Here is a 21,682-nt window from a genome sequence, read left to right as displayed (position 1 = left end):
TCTTCACAGGCAGCCCCTACTTATCTCAAGGAGCCGCTCGGAACGCCGATGCGCCAAGTCTGGAAACCTTTTCGAGCGCTTTATTTCGCCTCGCTGATGATGCTTATCGGTTCGGGGCTTTTGAGTACCTACCTGGCCTTGCGCCTGGCTGCCGAGCATGTGGACAGCCTGTGGGTCGGTGCGCTGATGGCCGCCAACTATTTCGGCCTGGTACTGGGCGGCAAGATCGGCCATCGGCTGATTGCCCGCGTCGGGCATATTCGTGCCTATTCGGCTTGTGCCGGGATCGTCGGTGCGGCCGTGCTGGGCCACGGCCTGGTGAGCTGGTTGCCGGCTTGGGTGGTACTGCGGGTGATCGTCGGCCTCGGCATGATGTGCCAGTACATGGTCATCGAGAGCTGGCTCAACGAACAGGCCGATGCCAAGCAGCGTGGGGTGGTGTTCAGCGGCTACATGATCGCCTCGTACCTGGGGATGGTGCTGGGTCAACTGATCCTGGTGATCCACCCGGCCCTGGGGCTGGAGCTGCTGATGCTGGTGGCGTTGTGTTTTGCCCTGTGCCTGGTGCCGGTGGCGTTGACCCGACGGATCCACCCTGCGCCGTTGCGTCCGGCACCCATGGAGCCGCGGTTCTTCATCAAGCGCGTGCCGCAGTCGTTGAGCACAGTGTTGGGCTCCGGGCTGATCGTCGGCTCGTTCTATGGCCTGGCGCCGCTGTATGCCTCTCAGCAAGGGCTGTCGACCGAACAGGTGGGCCTGTTCATGGGCAGCTGCATCTTTGCCGGTCTACTGGTGCAGTGGCCGTTGGGCTGGCTGTCCGACCGTTACGACCGGGCGCTACTGATCCGTTGCTTTGCATTGTGCCTGGCAGTCTTCGCGTCGCCATTGGCGATCCTGTCGACGGTGCCGTTGGAGGTACTGTTCGTCGCGGGGTTCTTCTGTTCGCTGATGCAATTCTGCTTGTACCCGCTGGCGGTGGCGTTTTCCAACGACCACGTCGAAGCGGATCGCCGGGTGTCGCTGACAGCGATGCTGCTGGTGACCTACGGCGTGGGTGCGAGTATTGGCCCGCTGGTGGCCGGGGTGCTGATGAAGTCGTTCGGCAGCCACATGCTGTACGCCTTCTTCACCTTCTTTGCATTGGTACTGGTGTGGCGCATACGGCCGAAAGCGGTGACCAACCTGCATCAGGTCGATGACGCACCGTTGCATCACGTGGCGATGCCCGACAGCATGTCCAGTTCGCCGCTGGTGGCGTGTCTCGACCCGAGGGTCGATGAGCAGGTGGTGCAAGAGCAGATGCAGGTGACCCCGAATCCGGAGGTCGAGCCGGTTGCAGAACCGGTCACCGAAGGGGCTGACGCTGAGGAGCCTCAAGCCAGATAGGCCGTGGTGCCGTCAATCGCGAGCAGGCTCGCTCCCACATGGGACGGTAACACCGCAAGTCCCTGTGGGAGCGAGCCTGCTCGCGATGAGGTCAGTCCGGGCGCAGAAATATCCGGGACTGAAGATCAGATATCGTCTTTATCGAAGCGCCGCGCTTCGCGCTGCAACTGATAGACGAAACGCTCGACCTGACGCTGCACCAGGCCACTGATATTGTGGAAGCGCACGCCGGCGAAGGTGGTGTTGATGCGTTCTTCGAAATGCAGGTAGCGCAGTTCGACCGGTGCCGTCATGTTGCCAAAGGGCAGGGCGGCGGTGAAACGTTCGTAAACCTGACCCAATTGCAGGCGTTCGGTGATGTCGCCATCGAAGCGCAGCTTGCAGCCGGTGGCGGAGATATCCAGCAGCTTGCCGTTCACAGCTGATTTGAGCTTGTCGCCATCCAGTTCGATATTCACCAGTTGCGCCAGCTTCAGGGCGGCGCGGAAGGCATTGCGACGTTGGTGATAGACCACTTCGTCGGGCAAGGCGCCACGGTAGCAGCGGCCATCGTGGGACTCATTGATTGTCAGCGGACCCTTGCCTTCCCACGCGATGCGCACGCCATCATGGAAACCCTCGACCCGGAACGGCTCGCCCGCGAGCAGGAAACGCTCCCCGTCGCGAGGGATCATTTCATCCAGGGCGATGGTGTTCTTCTCGCGATCGACGTCGACCAGGTAGCTCTGGAAGCGCTGGGTGCGTTCGTGGAAGGTGATGATCAATGGATCGTGGCTATCCTGCAGCATCCGCAAGTTGCCGGAGATTTCCAGAGGCGTGGTAAGGACCTTTGGCGGTTGCGGAGCATCATCCGCGTTTGAGGCATTGAACACGGTGGGTCAATCTCCAAGCAAAATACGACTACGAATAGCCAGCATTTTGCCAGCATCTATCGCGGGTTGATAGAGCGCAGGCATGGTTCGTTTCATGCCTGGCTGAGCGGGCGGTGCTTGACCATCTTGGCGGTCGAACCGCGAGCATCGTAAAGCGTCGGGATTTCACCGCCATTGAGGATGCGCAACTGGTTGGCGGTAGCGGCTTGCTGGAGTTGGATCGACTGGCCGTTGCGGGCGTTGGCCGCCTGGCACTGGGCAAGCAGATCGTTGAGCACAGCGCTTTGGGACAACAACTGATCGCCGATCGTCGATTGGCTGGCCAGTTGCTCGAGGCCATCGTTGTTGGCGGGCAGGTTGAGGCTGGCGAGAATCTCGCTGCGTTTGCGGCCATGCTGATCGAGCAGAATGATCAATGCCTGTTTCTGTGCCAGGATATTTTCCAGCAAGGGCATGTCGCGACCGTGCAGCGCCAGGGATTCGGTCTGCAGCAGCTCCAGCAATTGTTGCGCTGGAACAAAGTCGTCGATGATCAGTTGCAATAAATGAGTGTCGTGCATGGCTGGCCTTGGGTCTTAGCGTCCAAAAGCCTGCGCAGGCGGCGGCCTAGCGCTGGGCTTCGAAGTTGAGCAGTTTGCTGGCTACACGGTTGCTGTCGACTTTATAGCTGCCATCGGCGATGGCTGCTTTCAACTCGGCCACGCGGGCGTTGTCGACGACAGGTTGATCGCGCAGCTTGTCAGTGACCTTCTGCAACTGCTGAGCCTCATCACTGAGGTGTACCGACTCCCCGTTCTTGACAGTGGTGGCTTGCTCGGCCGGCGAGGATTTTTCGGTTTCCTTGCTGGCGCTGGTGCGCGTAGTGCCTGTCAATGGTGAAGAGCTGTTTAAACGATTGAAATCGATGACCATGGTAAAAAACCTCTGGGTATTTGGACGCTTGCCATGTTTTCGGCCATCCCCAAAAAAACTTTAGGCCCATTTATTCAATGAGCGTGCGCACGTCTGCGCTTGCCTTGCGTAAGGCACAGTCTAGGGAACAGCAGGGTCAAGCGCCAGCTTTCTACCCGTCTCTACCGGATCGCTACATAGCCACTTCCACCTGGCCTGGGGCCATCACTTGCGCCTTGATGACGCGTTGGGAATTGAGGTTCTTCACTCGAATCTGTTCGTTCATGCCGCCATTGGACAGGGCTTCGCCGGGCATCCGCACGGCCAGGGTGCCGCTGCGGGCCGTGATCACCACCTGGTCACCTTTGCGGACGACTTCGGCCTGTTCCAGGTGCAAGAGGGTCACGATCTGGTCGGCTACCATTGGTCGGACAAGTTTCTGTCCGATGGCCTGATCGACGGAGGTCAGGAACCCCTGGTTGATCTGGCTGACATCCCGTTCACGCAGCGTCACGTCCTGGGGTTCGACGATTCCGGCCCGTTTCAAAGGGCGGGTGGTGGTAACGATTTCTCGAAACAGGCGTACCTGGGCCGGCACGAACACCGTCCAGGGCGCCGCGCTGTCGCAACGGACCTTTACCGTGACCCGTCCCAGGGGCCTGGCAGGGCTTTCCAGGGAGGCAGTCAATTCCTTGTCGCACATTGGCATGCGCAAGCGCGGGTCGATCTGGTTGACTTCGATTTCGTAGCGACCTTCGGTTTGACTGGAAGCCAGATAGTCTTCTACGGTGAATTCAAGAAAGCCCTGAGTGACGCCGATAAGGAGATCAGGCAAGGTAACCGGAGCATCGGCAAGGGCGCGTCCCCCCGAGGCGAACAGGCAGGCAGCCAGCAGCACACCGAGCCAGAGGCGGCAATGAGTGGTCAGGCGTCGAGAAAATGTCGTTTGTGCGTTCATGCCGGTTGAATAGCAAGCCCCGTGCCGTTTAGTGATGAATGCGCGTCGGACACATTAGCGTTAGGTAGGAGTCAGGGCATGGCGGGAGTGATGGATTCGGTAAACCAGCGCACGCAGCTGGTCGGTCAGAATCGCCTGGAGCTGTTGTTGTTCCGTCTCGATGGCCAGCAGTTATATGGGATCAACGTATTCAAGGTGCGCGAGGTGCTGCAATGCCCCAAGCTGACCTTGATGCCCAAATCCAGTCCCGTCGTGTGCGGTGTGGCGAACATCCGGGGAGCGACCATTCCGATTCTCGATCTGGCGATGGCCACCGGTTCCGGTCGGCTGCTGGATCAGAGCAATCCGTTTGTGATCATCACCGAGTACAACACCAAGACCCAGGGTTTCCTGGTGCGCTCGGTGGAACGCATCGTCAATATGAACTGGGAAGAGATCCATCCACCGCCCAAGGGCACCGGCCGCGATCACTACCTGACGGCGGTGACCCGAGTCGACGGCCAGTTGGTGGAAATCATCGACGTGGAGAAGATCCTCGCCGAAGTGGCGCCGACCACGGAAACCATCTCCCAGGGTGTGGTGGACGCCGAAACCCAGCACAAGGCGATTTCGCTGCGGGTGCTGACGGTGGACGATTCGTCGGTGGCACGTAAGCAGGTGACCCGTTGTCTGCAGACGATCGGTGTCGAAGTGGTTGCGCTGAACGATGGACGGCAGGCGCTGGACTACCTGCGTAACCTGGTCGACGAGGGCAAGAAACCGGAAGAGGAGTTCCTGATGATGATCTCCGACATCGAGATGCCGGAGATGGACGGGTATACCCTGACGTCGGAAGTCCGCAGCGATCCGCGTATGCAGAAGCTGCACATCATCTTGCACACCTCCCTGTCAGGCGTCTTCAACCAGGCGATGGTCAAGAAGGTCGGTGCCGATGATTTTCTCGCCAAGTTCCGCCCCGATGACCTGGCTTCCCGGGTGGTCGAGCGGATCAAGGCTGCTGAATAAAGGTCGGGCGCATTGCGCGCCCGGCAAATCAATACAATGGAAAGAGGCGGTAACTTGTCTACGGGTAATTTGGATTTCGAACAGTTCCGGGTCTTCCTGGAAAAAGCCTGTGGCATATTGCTTGGTGAAAACAAGCAATATCTGGTGTCGAGCCGTCTCAACAAATTGATGGAGCAACAGGGCCTCAAATCGTTGGGCGAGCTGGTGCAGCGTATCCAGACCCAGCCGCGCAGCGGTTTGCGCGAAATGGTGGTGGATGCCATGACCACCAATGAAACCCTGTGGTTTCGCGATACCTATCCGTTCGAAGTATTGAAGAACAAAGTGCTGCCGGCGGCCATCAAGGCCAGCCCGGGCCAGCGCCTGCGGATCTGGTCGGCCGCTTGTTCGTCGGGCCAGGAACCCTATTCGCTGTCGATGTCCATCGACGAGTTCGAGCGGACCAATATCGGCCAGCTGAAGGGGGGCGTGCAGATCGTTGCCACGGACCTGTCCGGGACCATGCTCAACAACTGCAAGACGGGTGAGTACGACAGCCTGGCCATCGGCCGCGGCCTGTCGCCTGATCGCCTGCAACGCTACTTCGATCCGAAAGGGCCGGGGCGCTGGGTGGTCAAGGCGCCGATCAAGAGCCGGGTGGAATTCCGCTCGTTCAACCTGCTGGACAGCTATGCCAGCCTGGGCAAATTCGACATCGTGTTCTGCCGCAATGTACTGATCTACTTCTCCGCCGAAGTGAAGAAGGACATCCTGCTGCGTATCCACGGCACCCTGAAGCCGGGCGGCTACCTGTTCCTCGGTGCGTCCGAAGCGCTGAACGGTTTGCCGGATCATTACCAGATGATCCAGTGCAGCCCGGGGATCATCTACCAGGCGAAGTGATGCGTCCGGGTCGTCAAAAAAACGGGAGTCTCTGGAAGGCTCCCGTTTTTTTATGCCGATTCTCCAGCCAATCTTCACTACCCCCCTGTGGGAGCGAGCCTGCTCGCGATAGCGGTCCAACAGGCGCTATCCATATTGACTGTCACACCGCTATCGCGAGCAGGGCTCGCTCCCACAATTGCCCTTCATTGACCTTGAGAGCGGCAGAAAAGCGGCAGCCGGCGGAAAACGGTTGCCGCTTTTCTGGCATTGCCGCCTTGCCGATGCCCGCAAAGCCCCGGTTTACGGGGTTTTTGAAAGTGGCACGACGCTTGCTATATCCATCGCACGTACATTCTGGTCACCCAAAGGTTTCCGACATGAGCATCAGCTTCGATAAAGCGCTCGGTATCCACGAACAGGCCCTGAGCTTCCGCGCCCAGCGTGCCGAAGTCCTGGCCAACAATATCGCCAACGCCGACACCCCGAACTATAAGGCCCGGGACCTGGACTTCTCCAAAGTGCTCGCCGAGCAGAACGAGAAGACCAAGAACGGTTCTTTCGCCCTGAACATGACCAACAGCCGTCATATCGAGGCCGAAGGCCTGGGCAATGGTGACGAGTCGCTGATGTATCGCACGCCGATGCAACCTTCGATCGACCAGAACACCGTGGACGCTCAACTGGAACAGTCCAACTACGCGGAGAACTCCGTGAACTTCCAGGCCAGCTTCACCCTGCTCAACAGCAAATTCAAAGGGCTGATCTCGGCCCTGCGCGGAGAATAAGCCATGTCGATTGCGAGCGTATTCAACATCGCCGGCAGTGCCATGAGTGCCCAGACCACTCGCCTGAACACTGTCGCCAGTAACATCGCCAACGCCGAGACCGTTTCGTCGAGCATCGACCAGACCTACCGCGCCCGTCACCCGGTGTTCGCCACCATGTTCCAGGGCGGCCAGGCGAATGGCAGTGGCTCGCTGTTCCAGGAGCAGGACGCGGCCGGGCAGGGCGTGCAGGTAATGGGCGTGGTCGAAGACCAGAGCAACCTCGAAGCGCGCTACGAGCCGAACCATCCGGCTGCCGACGCCAAGGGCTATGTCTATTACCCGAACGTCAACGTCGTCGAAGAAATGGCCGACATGATTTCCGCCAGTCGTTCGTTCCAGACCAACGCCGAAATGATGAACACCGCCAAAACCATGATGCAGAAGGTCCTGACCCTGGGTCAGTGATAAGGGGCGAGTCACATGAGCGTTACCAACACCACCAGCGGTTTGAGCCTCAACGAGATTCTGGCCAACTCCTCGGTCAAGACCAATAACACCTCCGACGGCCTGTCTTCGATGACAGGGGCTGCGACCGGTAAAAAGGAGCTGGGCAAGGATGCGTTCCTGCAACTGCTCGTCACCCAGCTGAAAAACCAGGATCCGCTGTCGCCTCAGGACAATGGTGAGTTCGTTGCCCAGTTGGCACAGTTCAGCAGCCTGGAAGGCATCACCACCCTCAACGATACCGTGAGCGGGCTGGCCAGCAACTACAACTCGTCCCAGGCCTTGCAGGCCTCGTCGCTGGTGGGACGTTCAGTCATTGCCCCTGGCGACAAGGCGGTGGTCGATACCTCCAAGAGCCTCAACGGCACGGTGGTGGTGCCCTCGGCGGTCTCGTCCGTTGCGGTCAAGATCGTCGACAAGGACGGCAAGACGGTTCGCACCATCGACTTGGGCAGCCAGAAGGCCGGTAACTCTGCCTTTATCTGGGATGGCAAGAACGACGCGGGCACCACGGTCGAGGCGGGTACTTATACCTTCGCGGCTTCGACCACCATCGACGGCAAGGCCACCTCGCTGATCACCAACCTGCCGGCAACCGTCAGCAGCGTGACGATCAGCCAGACAGGGGGAGAGCTGATGCTCAACCTCGCCGGGCTGGGCAGCATCGCCCTGTCCAAAGTACAAACTATTGGTATGTAGAGCCGACTAACCCGGCAAAGGAGTGGAATATGTCTTTCAACATCGGCCTTAGCGGTCTCTATGCTGCCAACAAACAGCTGGACGTCACCGGTAACAACATCGCCAACGTGGCAACCACCGGCTTCAAATCGTCCCGCGCGGAATTCGAAGACGTCTACTCGGCTACCAAGCTGGGTTCGGGCAGCAAGACCGTCGGCAACGGCGTGCGCCTGTCCAACGTTTCCCAACAGTTCGGCCAGGGCGACGTCAACAACACCGGCAACGTGCTGGACATGGGTATCCAGGGCCAGGGCTTCTTCGTCCTGAGCAACGACGGTTCCCTGAGCTACACCCGTGCCGGTACGTTCAAGACCGACAAGGAAGGCTATATCACCAACAGTGACGGCACTTCGAAGCTGCAGGGTTATGGCGTGGATGCGAACGGCAAGATCCAGAACGGGATCCTGACCGACCTGCGTATCGACACTTCCAACCTGCCGCCGCAAGCAACCAGCCTGGTTTCGTCGACCATCAACCTGAACTCGACGGCGACGGCGATCACTGCGGCGTTCAACCCGGCCGATACTTCGACCTTCACCAAGCAGTTCACTACGCCGGTGTACGACACTCAGGGCAACCAGCATTCCATGGACCAGTACATGGTCAAGACGGGTTCCAATACCTGGAATGTCTACACCCTGATCGACGGTCGTAACCTGGATGGCAGTTCGCCAACCGCCGCCGCCACCCTTGCGGTGCCGTCGACCATGACCTTCGACTCGAGTGGCAAGCTGACTCAGGTCAGTACTCCAGCGGTGCCGGCGCCGATCATCAGCAATGATCTGGTGTTGAGTGGCTGGGTGCCCGGTACCGTGACCAACGGCGTATGGGCCCCCAACGGCGCCGGTTCGTCGACGATCACCCTGTCCCTGACCAACACCACCCAGTTCAACGCCGACACCGCGCGTTCGCTCCCGGTCCAGAATGGCTACGCCACTGGTCAGATCACCAACCTGACCATCGATGGCTCCGGTGTCCTGCTGGCCAACTTCAGCAACAACCAGACCAAGCCGATCGGTCAGCTCGCCCTCGCCAGCTTCACCAACGAGCAAGGCCTGCAACCGGTAGGTGGCACCAGCTGGAAGGAAACCTTCGATTCGGGGATTCCGGCCTACGATGCGCCAACCACCGGTACCTTGGGTTCGATCGTTTCCAACGCCCTGGAAGAGTCCAACGTTAACCTGACCAACGAACTGGTCGAGCTGATCAAGGCCCAGAGCAACTACCAGGCAAACGCCAAGACCATCTCTACCCAGAGCACGATCATGCAGACCATCATCCAGATGGCTTGATTCTCGATGGTTGCTTGAATGTTGTACAAGGAGCCCCTCGCAAGAGGGGCTTCTTTTTGGGCGGGTGTTTTGTGGTGTCCGGACTTGCCTCATCGCGAGCAGGTTCGCTCCCACATTGAAATGCGTTCCCCTGTGGGAGCGAGCCCGCTCGCGATGGGGCCAGCCCGGCCACCACTTTCCTCCAGACAAAAGAAAACCCCCGATAAACCAGCAGTCTATCGGGGGCTTCTTTTCAGCAGACGCCTTTCAGCGCCCACCCGCTCAGCTTATTGGCAAGCTTCGCAATCCGGCTCGTCGATCGCGCAGGCTTTTGGCACTGGCGCCGGACCGGCTGGAGCAGCCAGGACCGAGTCGTCACCGTGGTTGCCGCCGCTGGAAACAGCGTTCAGCTTGCCGGTGTTGATGGTCGACTTCTCGGTGCTGGTGGCGGCCAGGGCACGGAGGTAGTAGGTGGTTTTCAGGCCACGGTACCAGGCCATGCGGTAGGTCACGTCCAGCTTCTTGCCCGAGGCGCCGGCGATGTACAGGTTCAGCGACTGAGCCTGGTCGATCCACTTCTGGCGACGGCTGGCAGCGTCGACGATCCAGCGGGTGTCCACTTCGAACGCGGTCGCGTAGAGTTCCTTGAGCTCCTGCGGGATGCGCTCGATCTGCTGTACCGAACCGTCGTAGTACTTCAGGTCGTTGATCATGACCGAGTCCCACAGGCCGCGGGCCTTGAGGTCGCGGACCAGGTACGGGTTGATCACGGTGAATTCGCCGGACAGGTTCGATTTCACGTACAGGTTCTGGTAGGTCGGTTCGATCGACTGCGACACGCCGGTGATGTTGGCGATGGTGGCGGTCGGTGCGATGGCCATGATGTTGGAGTTGCGGATACCTTTCTGTACACGGGCGCGAACCGGTGCCCAGTCCAGGGACTCGGTCAGGTCGACGTCGATGTACTTCTCGCCACGGGACGCGATCAGGATCTGTTGCGAGTCCAGCGGCAGGATGCCCTTGGACCACAGCGAGCCCTGGAACGTCTCATAGGCGCCACGCTCGTCGGCCAGGTCGCAGGAGGCCTGGATCGCGTAGTAGCTGACCGCTTCCATGGACTTGTCGGCGAACTCGACCGCGGCGTCGGAACCGTACGGGATGTGCTGCAGGTACAGCGCGTCCTGGAAGCCCATGATGCCGAGGCCGACCGGACGGTGCTTGAAGTTGGAGTTCTTCGCCTGTGGCACCGAGTAGTAGTTGATGTCGATCACGTTGTCGAGCATGCGCACGGCGGTGTTCACGGTGCGTTGCAGCTTGGCGGTGTCCAGCTTGCCGTCGACGATGTGGTTCGGCAGGTTGATCGAGCCCAGGTTGCAGACGGCGATCTCGTCCTTGTTGGTGTTCAGGGTGATCTCGGTGCACAGGTTCGAGCTGTGGACCACGCCGACGTGCTGCTGCGGGCTGCGCAGGTTGCACGGGTCCTTGAAGGTCAGCCATGGGTGGCCGGTCTCGAACAGCATCGAGAGCATCTTGCGCCACAGGTCCTTGGCCTGGACGACCTTGAACAGCTTGATCTTGTTGTACTCGGTCAGGGCTTCGTAGTACTCGTAGCGCTCTTCGAAGGCCTTGCCGGTCAGGTCATGCAGGTCCGGCACTTCGGATGGCGAGAACAGGGTCCACTTGCCGTCGTCGAAGACACGCTTCATGAACAGGTCGGGGATCCAGTTGGCGGTGTTCATGTCGTGGGTACGACGACGATCGTCACCGGTGTTCTTGCGCAGCTCGATGAACTCTTCAATGTCCATGTGCCAGGTTTCCAGGTAGGCACAGACCGCGCCTTTGCGCTTGCCGCCCTGGTTGACCGCGACAGCGGTGTCGTTGACCACCTTGAGGAACGGCACGACGCCCTGGGATTTACCGTTGGTGCCCTTGATGTACGAGCCCAGCGCACGAACCGGCGTCCAGTCGTTGCCCAGGCCGCCGGCGAATTTCGACAGCATGGCGTTGTCGTGGATCGCGCCGTAGATGCCCGACAGGTCGTCCGGCACGGTGGTCAGGTAGCAGCTCGACAACTGTGGACGCAGGGTACCGGCGTTGAACAGGGTCGGGGTCGACGCCATGTAGTCGAAGGACGACAGCAGGTTGTAGAACTCGATGGCACGCTCTTCTTTCTGCTTCTCTTCGATGGCCAGGCCCATGGCCACGCGCATGAAGAAGATCTGCGGCAGTTCGAAGCGGATGCCGTCCTTGTGGATGAAGTAACGGTCGTACAGGGTTTGCAGGCCCAAGTAGGTGAACTGCTGGTCGCGCTCGTGGTTGATTGCCTTGCCGAGTTTTTCCAGGTCGAAGGAAGCCAGGACCGGGTTCAGCAATTCGAATTCGATACCCTTGGCGATGTAGGCCGGCAGAGCCTTGGCGTACAGGTCGGCCATTTCGTGGTGAGTCGCGCTCTCGGCGACTTCCAGGAAGCCCAGGCCTTCGGCACGCAGGGTGTCCATCAGCAGGCGGGCGGTCACGAAGGAGTAGTTCGGCTCGCGTTCCACCAGGGTCCGCGCGGTCATCACCAGGGCGGTGTTGACGTCCTTGAGCGCGACGCCGTCGTAGAGGTTCTTCAGGGTTTCGCGCTGGATCAGGTCGCCATCGACCTCTTCCAGGCCTTCGCAGGCCTCGGTGACGATGGTGCTCAGGCGGCCCATGTCCAGCGGCGCCAGGCTGCCATCGGCGCGGGCGATGCGGATCGACGGGTGGGCCTGGACCGGTGCGTCGGCCGGGCTACGGGTGGCGCGTTCCTTGGCACGGGAGTCGCGGTAGATCACGTAGTCACGCGCGACCTTTTGCTCGCCGGCACGCATCAGGGCCAGTTCGACCTGGTCCTGGATTTCTTCGATGTGGATGGTGCCGCCCGACGGCATGCGACGCTTGAAGGTCGCGGTGACCTGTTCGGTCAGGCGGGCCACGGTGTCGTGGATGCGCGACGAAGCGGCTGCGGTGCCACCTTCAACTGCGAGGAACGCTTTGGTGATGGCGACGGTGATCTTGTCATCGGTGTAAGGAACGACAGTGCCGTTACGCTTGATCACGCGCAGTTGACCAGGCGCGGTGGCGGCCAGATCCGGGGTCGAATCGGCGGCCAGCGGCGCGGTGCCCTGCGGGTTCTCGCGAGTTGTGTCGGTGTGCATGGGTGTCTCCACGTTCTCTATGTTTGTTTGGGCACCATCACGGTGCCCACCGTTCCGTCCTGAAGCACTACAACCGACTGGCGCCGGGTATAACAACTTCGGGACAGTAGGAAGCAGGCCCGTGGGGCTGCTTCCATCCGAAGTTCATGGTTTGCGAGCCTGGGCTCGAAACCGGGTTGCAGGGGTAGCAGCAATGGACTGCAACACCCGTACCGTTTCGGTCGTTTTCGACCCTTGAAACAGTGGCCATCCGCAGGGGCGGTCTGGTCTTGGGAAAACACGCTGTTCAAGTGGAAAGAGGCACGAAAAAGCGCTTGAATTCTCGGTCCGACTTGTGTTTGGTTTTTGGCTTCAACCCCTACATGTAGGGGTTTTTTCGCAGCGGGCTACAAGATAATGCGTTTTGGGGGATGAATGCAACGTACTACCTGTGGATAAACCTGTGCGTAATTTGTGTGCGAAACAACGAACTGCGCTGTAGGCCGCGACCTTGCTGGAGCGGGCGTTTTTTCATCGTTTTCGAGGCGTCGAAAACAGCCTGCCGGTTTTTGCGGGCGCGGACGTTACCACACAAATCCCGCCCGACCGAACGCATTTGTCCGCTTGTTTTCTGCCGGGCCGCCGTTTATACAATCGGCCGGTGTGTGGGACAGGGTTATCCTCTTTTGACATGACAAAAAGAAGGACATCTGCATCGATGGGCGAACCTGCATGCCCTGTGGCGAGGGGATTTATCCCCGTTGGGTCGCGAAGCGGCCCCCTGTGTTCCGCCTGATACAGCTAAGTGACTGATTTGGGGCTGCTTCGCAGCCCCGCGGGGATAAATCCCCTCGCCACAGGGTGAGTGCGGCGTTCCTTCTTTCTATATTCACAGCAACACGAGGCCCCAAGTGGAACAAGAAGCCTGGCAGCTACTGATTGTCGAGGATGACCAGCGTCTGGCCGAGCTGACCCGTGACTACCTGGAAAGCAACGGGCTGCGTGTCGCCATCGAAGGAGATGGCGCGGCAGCGGTGCAGCGGATCATCGCCGAGCAGCCGGACCTGGTGATCCTCGACCTGATGCTGCCCGGCGAAGATGGCCTGAGCATCTGCCGCAAGGTCCGCGCACAGTACGATGGGCCGATCCTGATGCTCACGGCCCGCACCGACGACGCCGACCAGATCCAGGGCCTGGACCTGGGCGCCGACGACTACGTCTGCAAGCCGGTGCGCCCGCGGGTACTGCTGGCGCGCATCCAGGCCCTGTTGCGGCGCAGCGAGCCGGTGGAGCCGACCCCCCAGAAGCCGCGGCGCCTGCAATTCGGCCCGCTGGTGGTGGACGACGCCTTGCGCGAGGCCTGGTTGCAGGGCAACGGCATCGAGCTCACCAGCGCCGAATTCGACCTCCTGTGGCTGCTGGTGTCCAACGCCGGGCGCATCCTGTCCCGGGAGGAAATCTTCACCGCCTTGCGCGGCATCGGTTATGACGGCCAGGACCGTTCCATCGACGTGCGCATCTCGCGCATACGGCCCAAGATCGGCGATGACCCGGACCATCCACGGCTGATCAAGACCATCCGCAGCAAAGGCTACCTGTTCGTGCCTGAAGCCTGTGTAGACCCGGCACCGTGAACTCGATTTTCCTGCGCATCTATGGCGGCATGTGCGCGGCGCTGGTGCTGGTGGCGGTGCTCGGAGTGCTGGCCCTGCACCTGCTCAACCAGACCCGCAGCGAGCAGTACCGCGAGCGCCTGGCCCACGGCACATTTTCCCTGATGGCCGAGAACCTGCGGCCGATGAACGACACCGAGCGTCACCGGGCGTTGCTGCTGTGGGAGCGGCTGCTGGGCATTCCCCTGGGGTTGCAGACCTTCGCCCAGACCGACCTGGACCTGGGACAGCGCACCCGCGTGCTGCGTGGCCAGGCGCTGGTCGAACAGACCGGGCCCCATGCGGCGAAGGTCTATCGACTGGTCAGCGATGGCGAGCAATTGATGTTGGTAGGGGAAGTCCAGCAGATCAGCGAGCAATTGGCCCGGGCGACTATCTACCTGCTGGCGGATGAGTTGGTTCGCTACCCGGTGGGCGAGCAACCCCGGCGGCTTGCGCAGATCATGGAAGAAAAAGGTTTCGGTTTCGATCTGCGGTTGATGACCGCCGAGCAGGCGGACATGGACGAAGACCAGCGCCGTCGCGTGTCCGAGGGCGATACGGTGATGGCCCTGGGCAAGGGCGGCGATTCGATCCGGGTGTTCGCCGGGATGGTGGGCACGCCATGGGTCTTGGAAATCGGCCCGCTGTACCAGATGAACCCTTACCCGCCCGAATGGCTGGTACTGATCGCGGCGTTGGGCTTGAGCCTGATCGGGTTGATCGTCTACCTGTTGGTGCGTCAGTTGGAACGGCGCCTGAGTGGCCTGGAGGCCGCCGCTACCCAGATCGCCCAGGGCAGCCTGGAAACCCGCGTGCCGGCCCGCGGTGCCGATTCGGTCGGGCGGTTGGCCGCCGCGTTCAACGGCATGGCCGAGCACTTGCAACAACTGTTGGCGATCCAGCGTGAGCTGGTGCGGGCGGTTTCCCACGAATTGCGTACCCCGGTGGCGCGCCTGCGCTTCGGCCTGGAAATGCTTGGCAGCGCTGCCACCCCCCAGGCCCGGGAAAAATACCTGGCGGGCATGGACCATGACATCGAAGACCTGGATCGGTTGGTAGACGAGATGCTGACCTATGCACGACTGGAGCAAGGCTCACCGGCGCTGAATTTCCAGCGGGTGGACCTGGATGCGCTGGTCAATCAGGTGATCGACGAGTTGGGCCCGTTGCGCGTCGGGGTCACGGTCGAACGCGGCCTGTGCCTGTCTGCCGCCGATTGCGACGGTGCCTGGGTCGAGGCCGAGCCACGCTTCCTGCATCGCGCCTTGCAGAACCTGGTGAGCAATGCCATGCGCCATGCCAGGTCCCGGGTGACCCTCAGCTACCAGGTGGGGCAACTGCGTTGCCGGGTGGACGTCGAGGATGACGGGCCTGGCGTGCCGGAGGCGGCCTGGGAGCGGGTGTTCAAACCCTTCCTGCGCCTGGACGACAGCCGTGCCCGTGCTTCGGGCGGCCATGGGCTGGGGTTGTCGATCGTGCGACGGATCATTTACTGGCATGGCGGCCGGGCGTTGATCGCAAAGAGCAAGAGCCTGGGTGGGGCGTGTTTCAGCTTGAGTTGGCCGAGGCATCAGGACAGGGGTTGAGGGATGTAGCGACTGGATTGTTCTCATCGCGAGCAGGCTCGCTCCCACATGGGAACGCATTCCTCCTGTGGGAGCGAGCCTGCTCGCGATGGGGCCTTCAAAAGCGATACAAAAGCCTCAGGCCTTGACGCCCACCAGACTCAACAACTGCCCATCCTTCACCCCGAACCGCGCCTGCAATTCACTGCCATGGCGCCATTCGGCCGACAGGTCCGTCAGCAAGCGCAGTCGCACCTGGCCGTCGTGGGTCCATTCCAGCATCTCGGCATGCTCGAAATAGAAGCGTTGCCCGACGATCGGGTACAGCGCCTTGAACAGGCTTTCTTTCACCGAAAAGGTCAACGTCACCAGCAAGGCCCGGTCATCTCGCCGGGTGGTGGCCATGCGTTGCAGTTCCGGCGGGGTGAGGATTTCACTCGCCAGCCGCTCGGCGCGCTCCGGGTCGAGCAGGTTCTCCAGGTCCATCCCCAGCCCTTGCCAACGGTCCTTGCGAGCGACGATGGCCGCCGCCCGACCGGTGCTGTGGGTGATCGACCCGCTGACATGGGCCGGCCAGATGGGGGCACGGTCGTCGCCGATCGCCGGGACGCAATGCTGGCCGTTCAACTGATAAAGGGCTGCGCGGGCGCAGATCCGTCCGGCAAGGAATTCGGCCTGACGCTTGGCCACCGAACGCTGGATGCTGGCGGGCGGCTCGATGGCACTGTTCGGGAAGTCTTCGCCGACAAACAACAGCGGATCGAAGCCGGTGCTCAGCAGGATTGTATCGGGCAGGGCGTCAGGCAGCAGCCAATCTTCATCCAGAGGCGAGCAGCAGGCGGGCAGGGCAGGGAGTCGGTTCATGCCGGGCATTTTGCCGGGTTGGTTTGATGCTGGGTAGTGGGTGATGCCGGGGAGTTGTGAACATTGTTGTGGCGAGGGCATGAATCCCCTCGCCACAGATAGCTTCAGTGATCAACCAAAGATCTTCTTGAAGAACTTCTGCATATCCGTCCACGACTGCTCATCGGCCGCCTTGTTGTAGCCGATGTCCGGCCCGCCATGTTCGCCATGGCTCAGGCGGTCGGCATCGGGGTTGCTGAAGCCGTGCTTGGCGCCTTCCAGGCTGACGAACTTGTAGTCGGCGCCGGCCTTGTCCATCTCGCCCTTGAACGCGGTGACGTTATCCTCGGTGACCATGCTGTCCAGCGCGCCGTGCTCGACCAGTATCTTCGCCTTGACGCTGCCGGGGGTGGCCGGGGTGTTGGTCACCAGGGCGCCGTGGAAGCTCACCACGCCGGCCAGCGGAACGCCCTGGCGAGCGGCATCCAGCACTACTTTGCCGCCGAAGCAGTAGCCGATGGCGGCGAGTTTGTCGGGATCGGTCTGGGGCTGTTTCTTCAACAGGTCGAGCCCGGCCTGGAATCGCGCGCTGGCGGCCTTGCCGTCCTTGAGCGCCGCTTGCATGAACGCCATGGCGTCCTTGGGATGCTCGGTGTTCTTGCCATCGCCGTACATGTCGATGGCCAGGGCGCTGTAGCCCAGGCCGGCGAGGTCGCGGGCGCGGCGCTTGGCGTAGTCGTTCAGCCCCCACCATTCATGCACCACCACCACACCCGGGCGCGGGCCCTTGATCGCATCGTCGTAGGCGTAATAGCCGATCAGCTTCGTGCCGTCGGCACTGGTGTAGGGCATCTCCTGGGTCTGGACGGCGGCGTGGCCCGCGCCGCTCAAGGCCAGAAGTACAACAGCGAGCAACCTGCGCATGGGGAAATCTCCTTGAAAGAAATGGTTCGCACGAGACAGGACACTCTAGCCGATTCGTTCAGCGCAGGTTCAGAGAACGTTCAAGGGGTGTTCAGGGACCGCTGGTTAACGTGATCACGACCTCACACACCACCCACGTTTCAAAGGAACCTGAACATGACACACATGAAGAAACTGCTGCTGGCTTTCACTGTGCTGGGTGCCAGCGCCATGGCCCACGCCGATGACAACTTCGCCAGCCTGACCCTCGGCCAGACCAGCGACAAGGTCAAGAAATCCAGTGCCCTGGACCAGGCGCTGAACAATCCGAACGCCGATGGCGTGATTGGCAAGGACACCACCTATGGCCTACGCCTGGGCAAGCAGAACGACCAGGGTCGCTACTACGCGACCTACGACAACGTTTCGGGAACCCATAACGGCATCAAGTTGCGCCAGGAAAACCTGCTGGGCAGCTACGACCTGTTCTACCCGGTCACTGGCAGCACCAAGCTGTTCGGCGGTGCGACGGCGGGCCTGACCAAGGTGACCCAGGATTCCCCAGGTTTCAGTCGCGACAGCGACATCGGTTTCACGGCAGGCCTGCAGGGCGGCGTGCTGCAACAAATTTCGCAGAACACCTCGGTGGAACTGGGTTACCGTTACCTGCGCAGCAACGCCAGCACCGAAATGAGCCCCCACGGCGGCGACAAGGTGGGCTCGCTGGACCTGACCAGCAGCGCCCAGACCTACCTGTCCGCCAACTACACGTTCTAAGCGGTTCCTTGTGGGAGCAGGCTCGCTCCCACACAGGGCCGATCCGGCGGCTTTCGTTGCACTGCACAGCACTGGATTATCTGATTTGCCTGGAGAAGGGCTCCATGAAGTTACTGGTCGTCGAAGACGAAGCGCTGTTGCGCCATCACCTGCAAACCCGTCTCACCGACAGCGGTCATGTGGTCCAGGCCGTCGCCAATGCCGAGGAGGCGCTGTACCAGGTTACGGAATTCAACCATGACCTGGCGGTGATCGACCTTGGCCTGCCCGGGATCAGCGGCCTTGAGCTGATCCGCCGGCTGCGTGCCCAGGACAAGACCTTTCCGATCCTGATCCTCACTGCCCGCGGCAATTGGCAGGACAAGGTCGAAGGCCTGGCCGCCGGGGCCGATGACTACGTGGTCAAGCCGTTCCAGCTTGAGGAACTGGAGGCCAGGCTGAATGCCCTGTTGCGCCGCTCCAGCGGGTTTACCCAGTCGACCATCGTCGCCGGCCCGTTGCTGTTGGACCTCAACCGCAAGCAAGCTTCCCTCGACGAGGAACCCCTGGCGCTGACGGCCTACGAATACCGCATCCTCGAATACCTCATGCGCCATCACCAGCAGGTGGTGGCCAAGGACCGGTTGATGGAGCAGCTGTATCCCGATGACGACGAGCGCGACCCCAATGTCATCGAAGTCCTGGTCGGGCGCCTGCGCCGTAAACTCGAAGGCCCCTCCGGCTTCAAGCCGATCGACACCGTGCGTGGCCTGGGTTACCTGTTCAACGAGCGCTGCCAGTGATTCGTTCCCTGCGGCTGCGGTTGATGTTGGCGGCCACGATCCTGGCTGTGTTGTTCATGCTGGCGCTGCTGCCCGCCATGCAGGGCGCGTTCAGCCTGGCGTTGCAGGAATCCATCCAGCAACGCCTGGCCTCGGATGTGACCACGCTGATTTCCGCCGCCCGGGTGGAAAACAATCGCCTGAAGATGCCTGCACAGTTGCCCGACGAGCGCTTCAATCTCGCCGACGCTCGCCTGCTGGGCTACATCTATGATCGCGACGGGCGGCTGGTCTGGCGGTCGAAAGCGACCCGTGAAGAAAACATCAACTACACACCTCGCTATGACGGCCAGGGCAACGAGTTTGCCCGCATCCGCGAGCAGAGCGGCGAGGAATTCTTTGTCTATGACGTCGAGATCAAGTTGCTCGCCGGCCAGGATGCGGCGTTCAGTGTCGTTACCTTGCAACCGGTGCGCGATTACGAAGTCACCCTGCAGGGCCTGCGGGACAAACTCTACCTGGGGTTCGGAGCGGCGCTGGCGGTGTTGCTGGCGCTGTTGTGGATCGGTCTGACCTGGGGGCTGCGGGCGTTGCGCCGGCTGAGCCAGGAACTGGATGAAATCGAAGGCGGCACCCGGGAGAGCCTCAGTACCGAGCATCCCCGGGAACTGCTGCGCCTGACCGGCTCCCTCAACCGACTGTTGTACAGCGAGCGGGAACAGCGCAGCCGTTATCGCGACTCCCTCGACGACCTGGCCCACAGCCTGAAGACGCCGTTGGCGGTGTTGCAGGGGGTCAGCGAAGACATGGCCCGGCGCCCCGAAGACCGTGGGCAGGCCTGGGTGCTGCAAACCCAGATCGAGCGCATGAGCCAGCAGATCGGCTACCAATTGCAGCGCGCCAGCCTGCGCAAGAGCGGGCTGGTGCGCCACCAGGTGCGCTTGCGGCCGGTGCTGCAAAGCCTGTGCGACACCCTGGACAAGGTCTATCGCGACAAGCGGGTCAACGTCCGCTTCGACCTGCCGGAGCACTGCCAGGTACCGATCGAGCAGGGGGCCTTGCTGGAGATGCTCGGTAACCTGCTGGAGAATGCCTATCGGCTGTGCCTGGGCGAAGTGCGCGTCAGCGTGCACCAGACCCTCGGCGGGACCGAGCTGTGTGTCGAGGATGACGGGCCGGGCGTACCGCCGGACCAGCGTGCGCGGATTCTCCAGCGCGGCGAGCGGCTGGACCGCCAGCATCCGGGTCAGGGGATTGGGCTGGCGGTGGTCAAGGACATCATCGAAAGCTACGGTGCGCGCTTGACCTTGGGCGACTCGGAGCTGGGCGGCGCGGCGTTCCGGGTGCTTTTCCCGGTGGTTTGACCGGGGTGGGTGGTGGGGCCGCCGACGCCATCGCGAGCAGGCTCGCTCCCACATGGGATGTGTGCCGATCACAAAGCCCTGTGGGAGCGAGCCTGCTCGCGATGGCGGCAGTCAGTACACCGCAAACCCCCAGCCTTAGTTCTCCTGCTCCCTGTAAGCCCCCGGCGTCAGCCCCGTCCACTTCTTGAACGCCCGGTGAAACGCCGACGGCTCCGAGAATCCCAACTGCTCGGCGATCTGCTGCAACGACAGTTCCGCGCGTCCCAGGTGGTAGATGGCGATATCCCGCCGCAGGTGATCCTTGAGTTCCTGGAAGCTGGTGCCTTCCTCCCGCAGATGACGGCGCAGGGTCTGGGGACTGAGGTGCAGATGATCGGCGGCAGCCTCCAGATCCGGCCAGCGTGCGGTATCGCGGCCGAGCAACCGACGCAGTTGGCTGCTCAGACTGTGACCATCGTCCGGGCGCGAGAGCAGATCGGCGGGGGAGTGTTCGAGAAACCGCTTGAGGGTTCGTTCGTCCTGAAGCAACGGCATGTCCAGGTAGCGGCTGTGGAACAACAGGCCGCTGTGTTGCGCCTCGAACGTCAGCGGACAGGGGAACAGCAAATCGTACTCGGCGCCATGGGCGGGCCTGGCATAGCTGAAGCTTGCCTGCTCCAGGGTGATTCGCTGACCGATCAGCCAACTGGCGAGGCGATGCCATACCACCAGCAGGCTCTCGGCGAGGAAATGATCCGGGTCCCACAGGGCCGAATCGTTCAGCACCAGATGCACCCGTTCACCTTCGGCCACCAGCGTCAGGTCCGGGGCGCCGGGGAACAGGCGATAGAACAACAGGCCACGTTGGAGCGCCTTGCCCAGGGTCCGGCAATGGATCAGCGTATGGCACATCATGGCGAACGTCCCGGGTTTGCTCGGGGCTCTGCCAAATCCAAGGTATTCATCACCCAGCGCCAGCCACAATGATTGCAACAGGCGGGCAAACTGCTCCGGCGCGATGCGCGCGCGCGGCTCGTCCAACAGCTCAGGGCTGATGCCCAGCTGTTGCAGCAGGGGAAGGTAGTCGAACCCCTGGCGACGTGCGCCGCCCAGGGCGGCGCGGGCAAAGTGACTGGCGATCGTGCGTTGGCGCATGGCATCAATCCGTTTGATAAGCGAGCGATGGTAGCAGGGCGGCCCATCGCGACAAGGCGGATATCCGCCAAATCCCGGAACTGCAACCCATCCGTTGGCGGAAATCCGCCATCCTATACGCTATCGTTTAATCGGTGATTAATCACAAAACCTGTCTGTCATGGCGGCTGTAGGGCTTTTCTGGAAAATGGCACGGGCTTTGCGATGCATTACGTAGGTCTGCCCCTGTGCAGCCGACAAAACAAATCCCTCCAGTGCAGGAGGGT

At 61.4% G+C, this 21,682-nt stretch carries 20 protein-coding genes; 12 read left to right on the top strand and 8 right to left on the bottom strand.

The genetic code is table 11. The annotated features are described in order from the left end of the window. The first annotated feature begins 48 nt into the window (after positions 1-48). A complete protein-coding gene (locus N005_RS10060; protein WP_047701075.1) occupies positions 49-1,386 on the top strand; it encodes an MFS transporter in 1,338 nt (445 codons plus the stop codon). 125 nt (positions 1,387-1,511) lie between these two features. On the opposite strand, the gene N005_RS10055 is transcribed toward N005_RS10060, so the two are convergent. The 4 genes from N005_RS10055 to flgA form a co-directional block, all read right to left on the bottom strand. Next, a complete protein-coding gene (locus tag N005_RS10055; RefSeq protein WP_047701074.1) occupies positions 1,512-2,258 on the bottom strand; it encodes a flagellar brake protein in 747 nt (248 codons plus the stop codon). 92 nt (positions 2,259-2,350) lie between these two features. Then, entirely contained in the window at positions 2,351-2,818 is a 468-nt protein-coding gene (locus N005_RS10050; RefSeq protein ID WP_047701073.1) for a flagella synthesis protein FlgN, read from the bottom strand. Between the two features lie 46 nt (positions 2,819-2,864). After that, complete coding sequence (flgM, locus tag N005_RS10045) at positions 2,865-3,170, bottom strand: flagellar biosynthesis anti-sigma factor FlgM (RefSeq protein WP_024779774.1); 306 nt, start codon at positions 3,168-3,170, stop codon at positions 2,865-2,867. Positions 3,171-3,342: 172 nt separating this feature from the next. Further along, on the bottom strand, positions 3,343-4,107 hold the full coding sequence (gene flgA, locus N005_RS10040) for a flagellar basal body P-ring formation chaperone FlgA (RefSeq protein ID WP_047701072.1): 765 nt from the start codon (positions 4,105-4,107) through the stop codon (positions 3,343-3,345). A 78-nt stretch (positions 4,108-4,185) separates the two neighbouring features. Between flgA and N005_RS10035 the strand changes: the two genes are divergently transcribed. From N005_RS10035 to flgE, 6 genes are all read left to right on the top strand, one after another. Continuing rightward, a complete protein-coding gene (locus tag N005_RS10035; RefSeq protein WP_047701071.1) occupies positions 4,186-5,112 on the top strand; it encodes a chemotaxis protein CheV in 927 nt (308 codons plus the stop codon). A 54-nt stretch (positions 5,113-5,166) separates the two neighbouring features. Continuing rightward, on the top strand, positions 5,167-5,994 hold the full coding sequence (gene cheR / locus N005_RS10030) for a protein-glutamate O-methyltransferase CheR (protein ID WP_024779771.1): 828 nt from the start codon (positions 5,167-5,169) through the stop codon (positions 5,992-5,994). A 359-nt stretch (positions 5,995-6,353) separates the two neighbouring features. Beyond that, complete coding sequence (flgB, locus tag N005_RS10025) at positions 6,354-6,761, top strand: flagellar basal body rod protein FlgB (RefSeq protein WP_024779770.1); 408 nt, start codon at positions 6,354-6,356, stop codon at positions 6,759-6,761. 3 nt (positions 6,762-6,764) lie between these two features. Next, positions 6,765-7,208, top strand: a complete 444-nt coding sequence (gene flgC, locus N005_RS10020) for a flagellar basal body rod protein FlgC (RefSeq protein WP_047701070.1) — start codon at positions 6,765-6,767, stop codon at positions 7,206-7,208. A gap of 15 nt (positions 7,209-7,223) precedes the next feature. Further along, complete coding sequence (gene flgD, locus N005_RS10015; protein ID WP_047701069.1) at positions 7,224-7,946, top strand: flagellar hook assembly protein FlgD; 723 nt, start codon at positions 7,224-7,226, stop codon at positions 7,944-7,946. 29 nt (positions 7,947-7,975) lie between these two features. After that, the gene (gene flgE / locus N005_RS10010; protein ID WP_047701068.1) at positions 7,976-9,277 is read left to right on the top strand and encodes a flagellar hook protein FlgE; all 1,302 of its coding nucleotides are present in this window, start codon (positions 7,976-7,978) and stop codon (positions 9,275-9,277) included. Between the two features lie 266 nt (positions 9,278-9,543). On the opposite strand, the gene N005_RS10005 is transcribed toward flgE, so the two are convergent. Then, positions 9,544-12,435: a ribonucleoside-diphosphate reductase subunit alpha gene (locus N005_RS10005; RefSeq protein ID WP_047701067.1), complete on the bottom strand. Its 2,892-nt coding sequence runs from the start codon at positions 12,433-12,435 to the stop codon at positions 9,544-9,546. An 890-nt stretch (positions 12,436-13,325) separates the two neighbouring features. Here N005_RS10005 and N005_RS10000 point away from each other — a divergent pair. Further along, entirely contained in the window at positions 13,326-14,048 is a 723-nt protein-coding gene (locus tag N005_RS10000) for a response regulator (protein WP_047701066.1), read from the top strand. Continuing rightward, positions 14,045-15,655, top strand: a complete 1,611-nt coding sequence (locus tag N005_RS09995) for an ATP-binding protein (RefSeq protein ID WP_047701065.1) — start codon at positions 14,045-14,047, stop codon at positions 15,653-15,655. The genes N005_RS10000 and N005_RS09995 overlap by 4 nt, the downstream gene beginning before the upstream one ends. A gap of 117 nt (positions 15,656-15,772) precedes the next feature. On the opposite strand, the gene N005_RS09990 is transcribed toward N005_RS09995, so the two are convergent. Next, the gene (locus tag N005_RS09990; RefSeq protein WP_197678634.1) at positions 15,773-16,498 is read right to left on the bottom strand and encodes a 4'-phosphopantetheinyl transferase family protein; all 726 of its coding nucleotides are present in this window, start codon (positions 16,496-16,498) and stop codon (positions 15,773-15,775) included. Between the two features lie 111 nt (positions 16,499-16,609). Then, positions 16,610-17,401 (bottom strand): dienelactone hydrolase family protein, encoded by a 792-nt coding sequence (locus N005_RS09985; protein WP_047701063.1) that lies wholly within the window; start codon positions 17,399-17,401, stop codon positions 16,610-16,612. 156 nt (positions 17,402-17,557) lie between these two features. On the opposite strand from N005_RS09985, the gene N005_RS09980 reads away from it, so the two are divergent. The 3 genes from N005_RS09980 (at position 17,558) to N005_RS09970 (ending at position 20,282) form a co-directional block, all read left to right on the top strand. Further along, a complete protein-coding gene (locus N005_RS09980) occupies positions 17,558-18,157 on the top strand; it encodes an outer membrane beta-barrel protein (protein ID WP_047701062.1) in 600 nt (199 codons plus the stop codon). 104 nt (positions 18,158-18,261) lie between these two features. Next, positions 18,262-18,939: a response regulator gene (locus N005_RS09975; protein ID WP_047701061.1), complete on the top strand. Its 678-nt coding sequence runs from the start codon at positions 18,262-18,264 to the stop codon at positions 18,937-18,939. After that, positions 18,936-20,282, top strand: coding sequence for an ATP-binding protein (locus tag N005_RS09970; protein WP_047701060.1), 1,347 nt, complete (start codon positions 18,936-18,938; stop codon positions 20,280-20,282). The genes N005_RS09975 and N005_RS09970 overlap by 4 nt, the downstream gene beginning before the upstream one ends. A gap of 135 nt (positions 20,283-20,417) precedes the next feature. On the opposite strand, the gene N005_RS09965 is transcribed toward N005_RS09970, so the two are convergent. Beyond that, entirely contained in the window at positions 20,418-21,416 is a 999-nt protein-coding gene (locus N005_RS09965; protein WP_047701059.1) for an AraC family transcriptional regulator, read from the bottom strand. Between the last annotated feature and the right edge of the window lie 266 nt (positions 21,417-21,682).

The sequence above is a fragment of the Pseudomonas mediterranea CFBP 5447 genome (assembly GCF_000774145.1).
Taxonomy (GTDB): domain Bacteria; phylum Pseudomonadota; class Gammaproteobacteria; order Pseudomonadales; family Pseudomonadaceae; genus Aquipseudomonas; species Aquipseudomonas mediterranea.
This window is presented reverse-complemented; position numbering and strand designations above follow the sequence as displayed.

What these genes read in the sequence shown, in the direction of transcription:
- N005_RS10035 (WP_047701071.1), top strand. Translation starts at nt 4,186, where the DNA reads ATGGCGGGAGTGATGGATTCGGTAAACCAGCGCACGCAGCTGGTCGGT.
- N005_RS09975 (WP_047701061.1), top strand. Translation starts at nt 18,262, where the DNA reads ATGAAGTTACTGGTCGTCGAAGACGAAGCGCTGTTGCGCCATCACCTG.
- N005_RS09985 (WP_047701063.1), bottom strand. Translation starts at nt 17,401, where the DNA reads ATGCGCAGGTTGCTCGCTGTTGTACTTCTGGCCTTGAGCGGCGCGGGC.
- N005_RS09990 (WP_197678634.1), bottom strand. Translation starts at nt 16,498, where the DNA reads ATGAACCGACTCCCTGCCCTGCCCGCCTGCTGCTCGCCTCTGGATGAA.
- N005_RS09980 (WP_047701062.1), top strand. Translation starts at nt 17,558, where the DNA reads ATGACACACATGAAGAAACTGCTGCTGGCTTTCACTGTGCTGGGTGCC.
- flgA (WP_047701072.1), bottom strand. Translation starts at nt 4,107, where the DNA reads ATGAACGCACAAACGACATTTTCTCGACGCCTGACCACTCATTGCCGC.
- flgC (WP_047701070.1), top strand. Translation starts at nt 6,765, where the DNA reads ATGTCGATTGCGAGCGTATTCAACATCGCCGGCAGTGCCATGAGTGCC.
- flgD (WP_047701069.1), top strand. Translation starts at nt 7,224, where the DNA reads ATGAGCGTTACCAACACCACCAGCGGTTTGAGCCTCAACGAGATTCTG.
- N005_RS10005 (WP_047701067.1), bottom strand. Translation starts at nt 12,435, where the DNA reads ATGCACACCGACACAACTCGCGAGAACCCGCAGGGCACCGCGCCGCTG.
- flgM (WP_024779774.1), bottom strand. Translation starts at nt 3,170, where the DNA reads ATGGTCATCGATTTCAATCGTTTAAACAGCTCTTCACCATTGACAGGC.
- flgE (WP_047701068.1), top strand. Translation starts at nt 7,976, where the DNA reads ATGTCTTTCAACATCGGCCTTAGCGGTCTCTATGCTGCCAACAAACAG.
- N005_RS10060 (WP_047701075.1), top strand. Translation starts at nt 49, where the DNA reads ATGCGCCAAGTCTGGAAACCTTTTCGAGCGCTTTATTTCGCCTCGCTG.
- N005_RS09965 (WP_047701059.1), bottom strand. Translation starts at nt 21,416, where the DNA reads ATGCGCCAACGCACGATCGCCAGTCACTTTGCCCGCGCCGCCCTGGGC.
- flgB (WP_024779770.1), top strand. Translation starts at nt 6,354, where the DNA reads ATGAGCATCAGCTTCGATAAAGCGCTCGGTATCCACGAACAGGCCCTG.
- N005_RS10050 (WP_047701073.1), bottom strand. Translation starts at nt 2,818, where the DNA reads ATGCACGACACTCATTTATTGCAACTGATCATCGACGACTTTGTTCCA.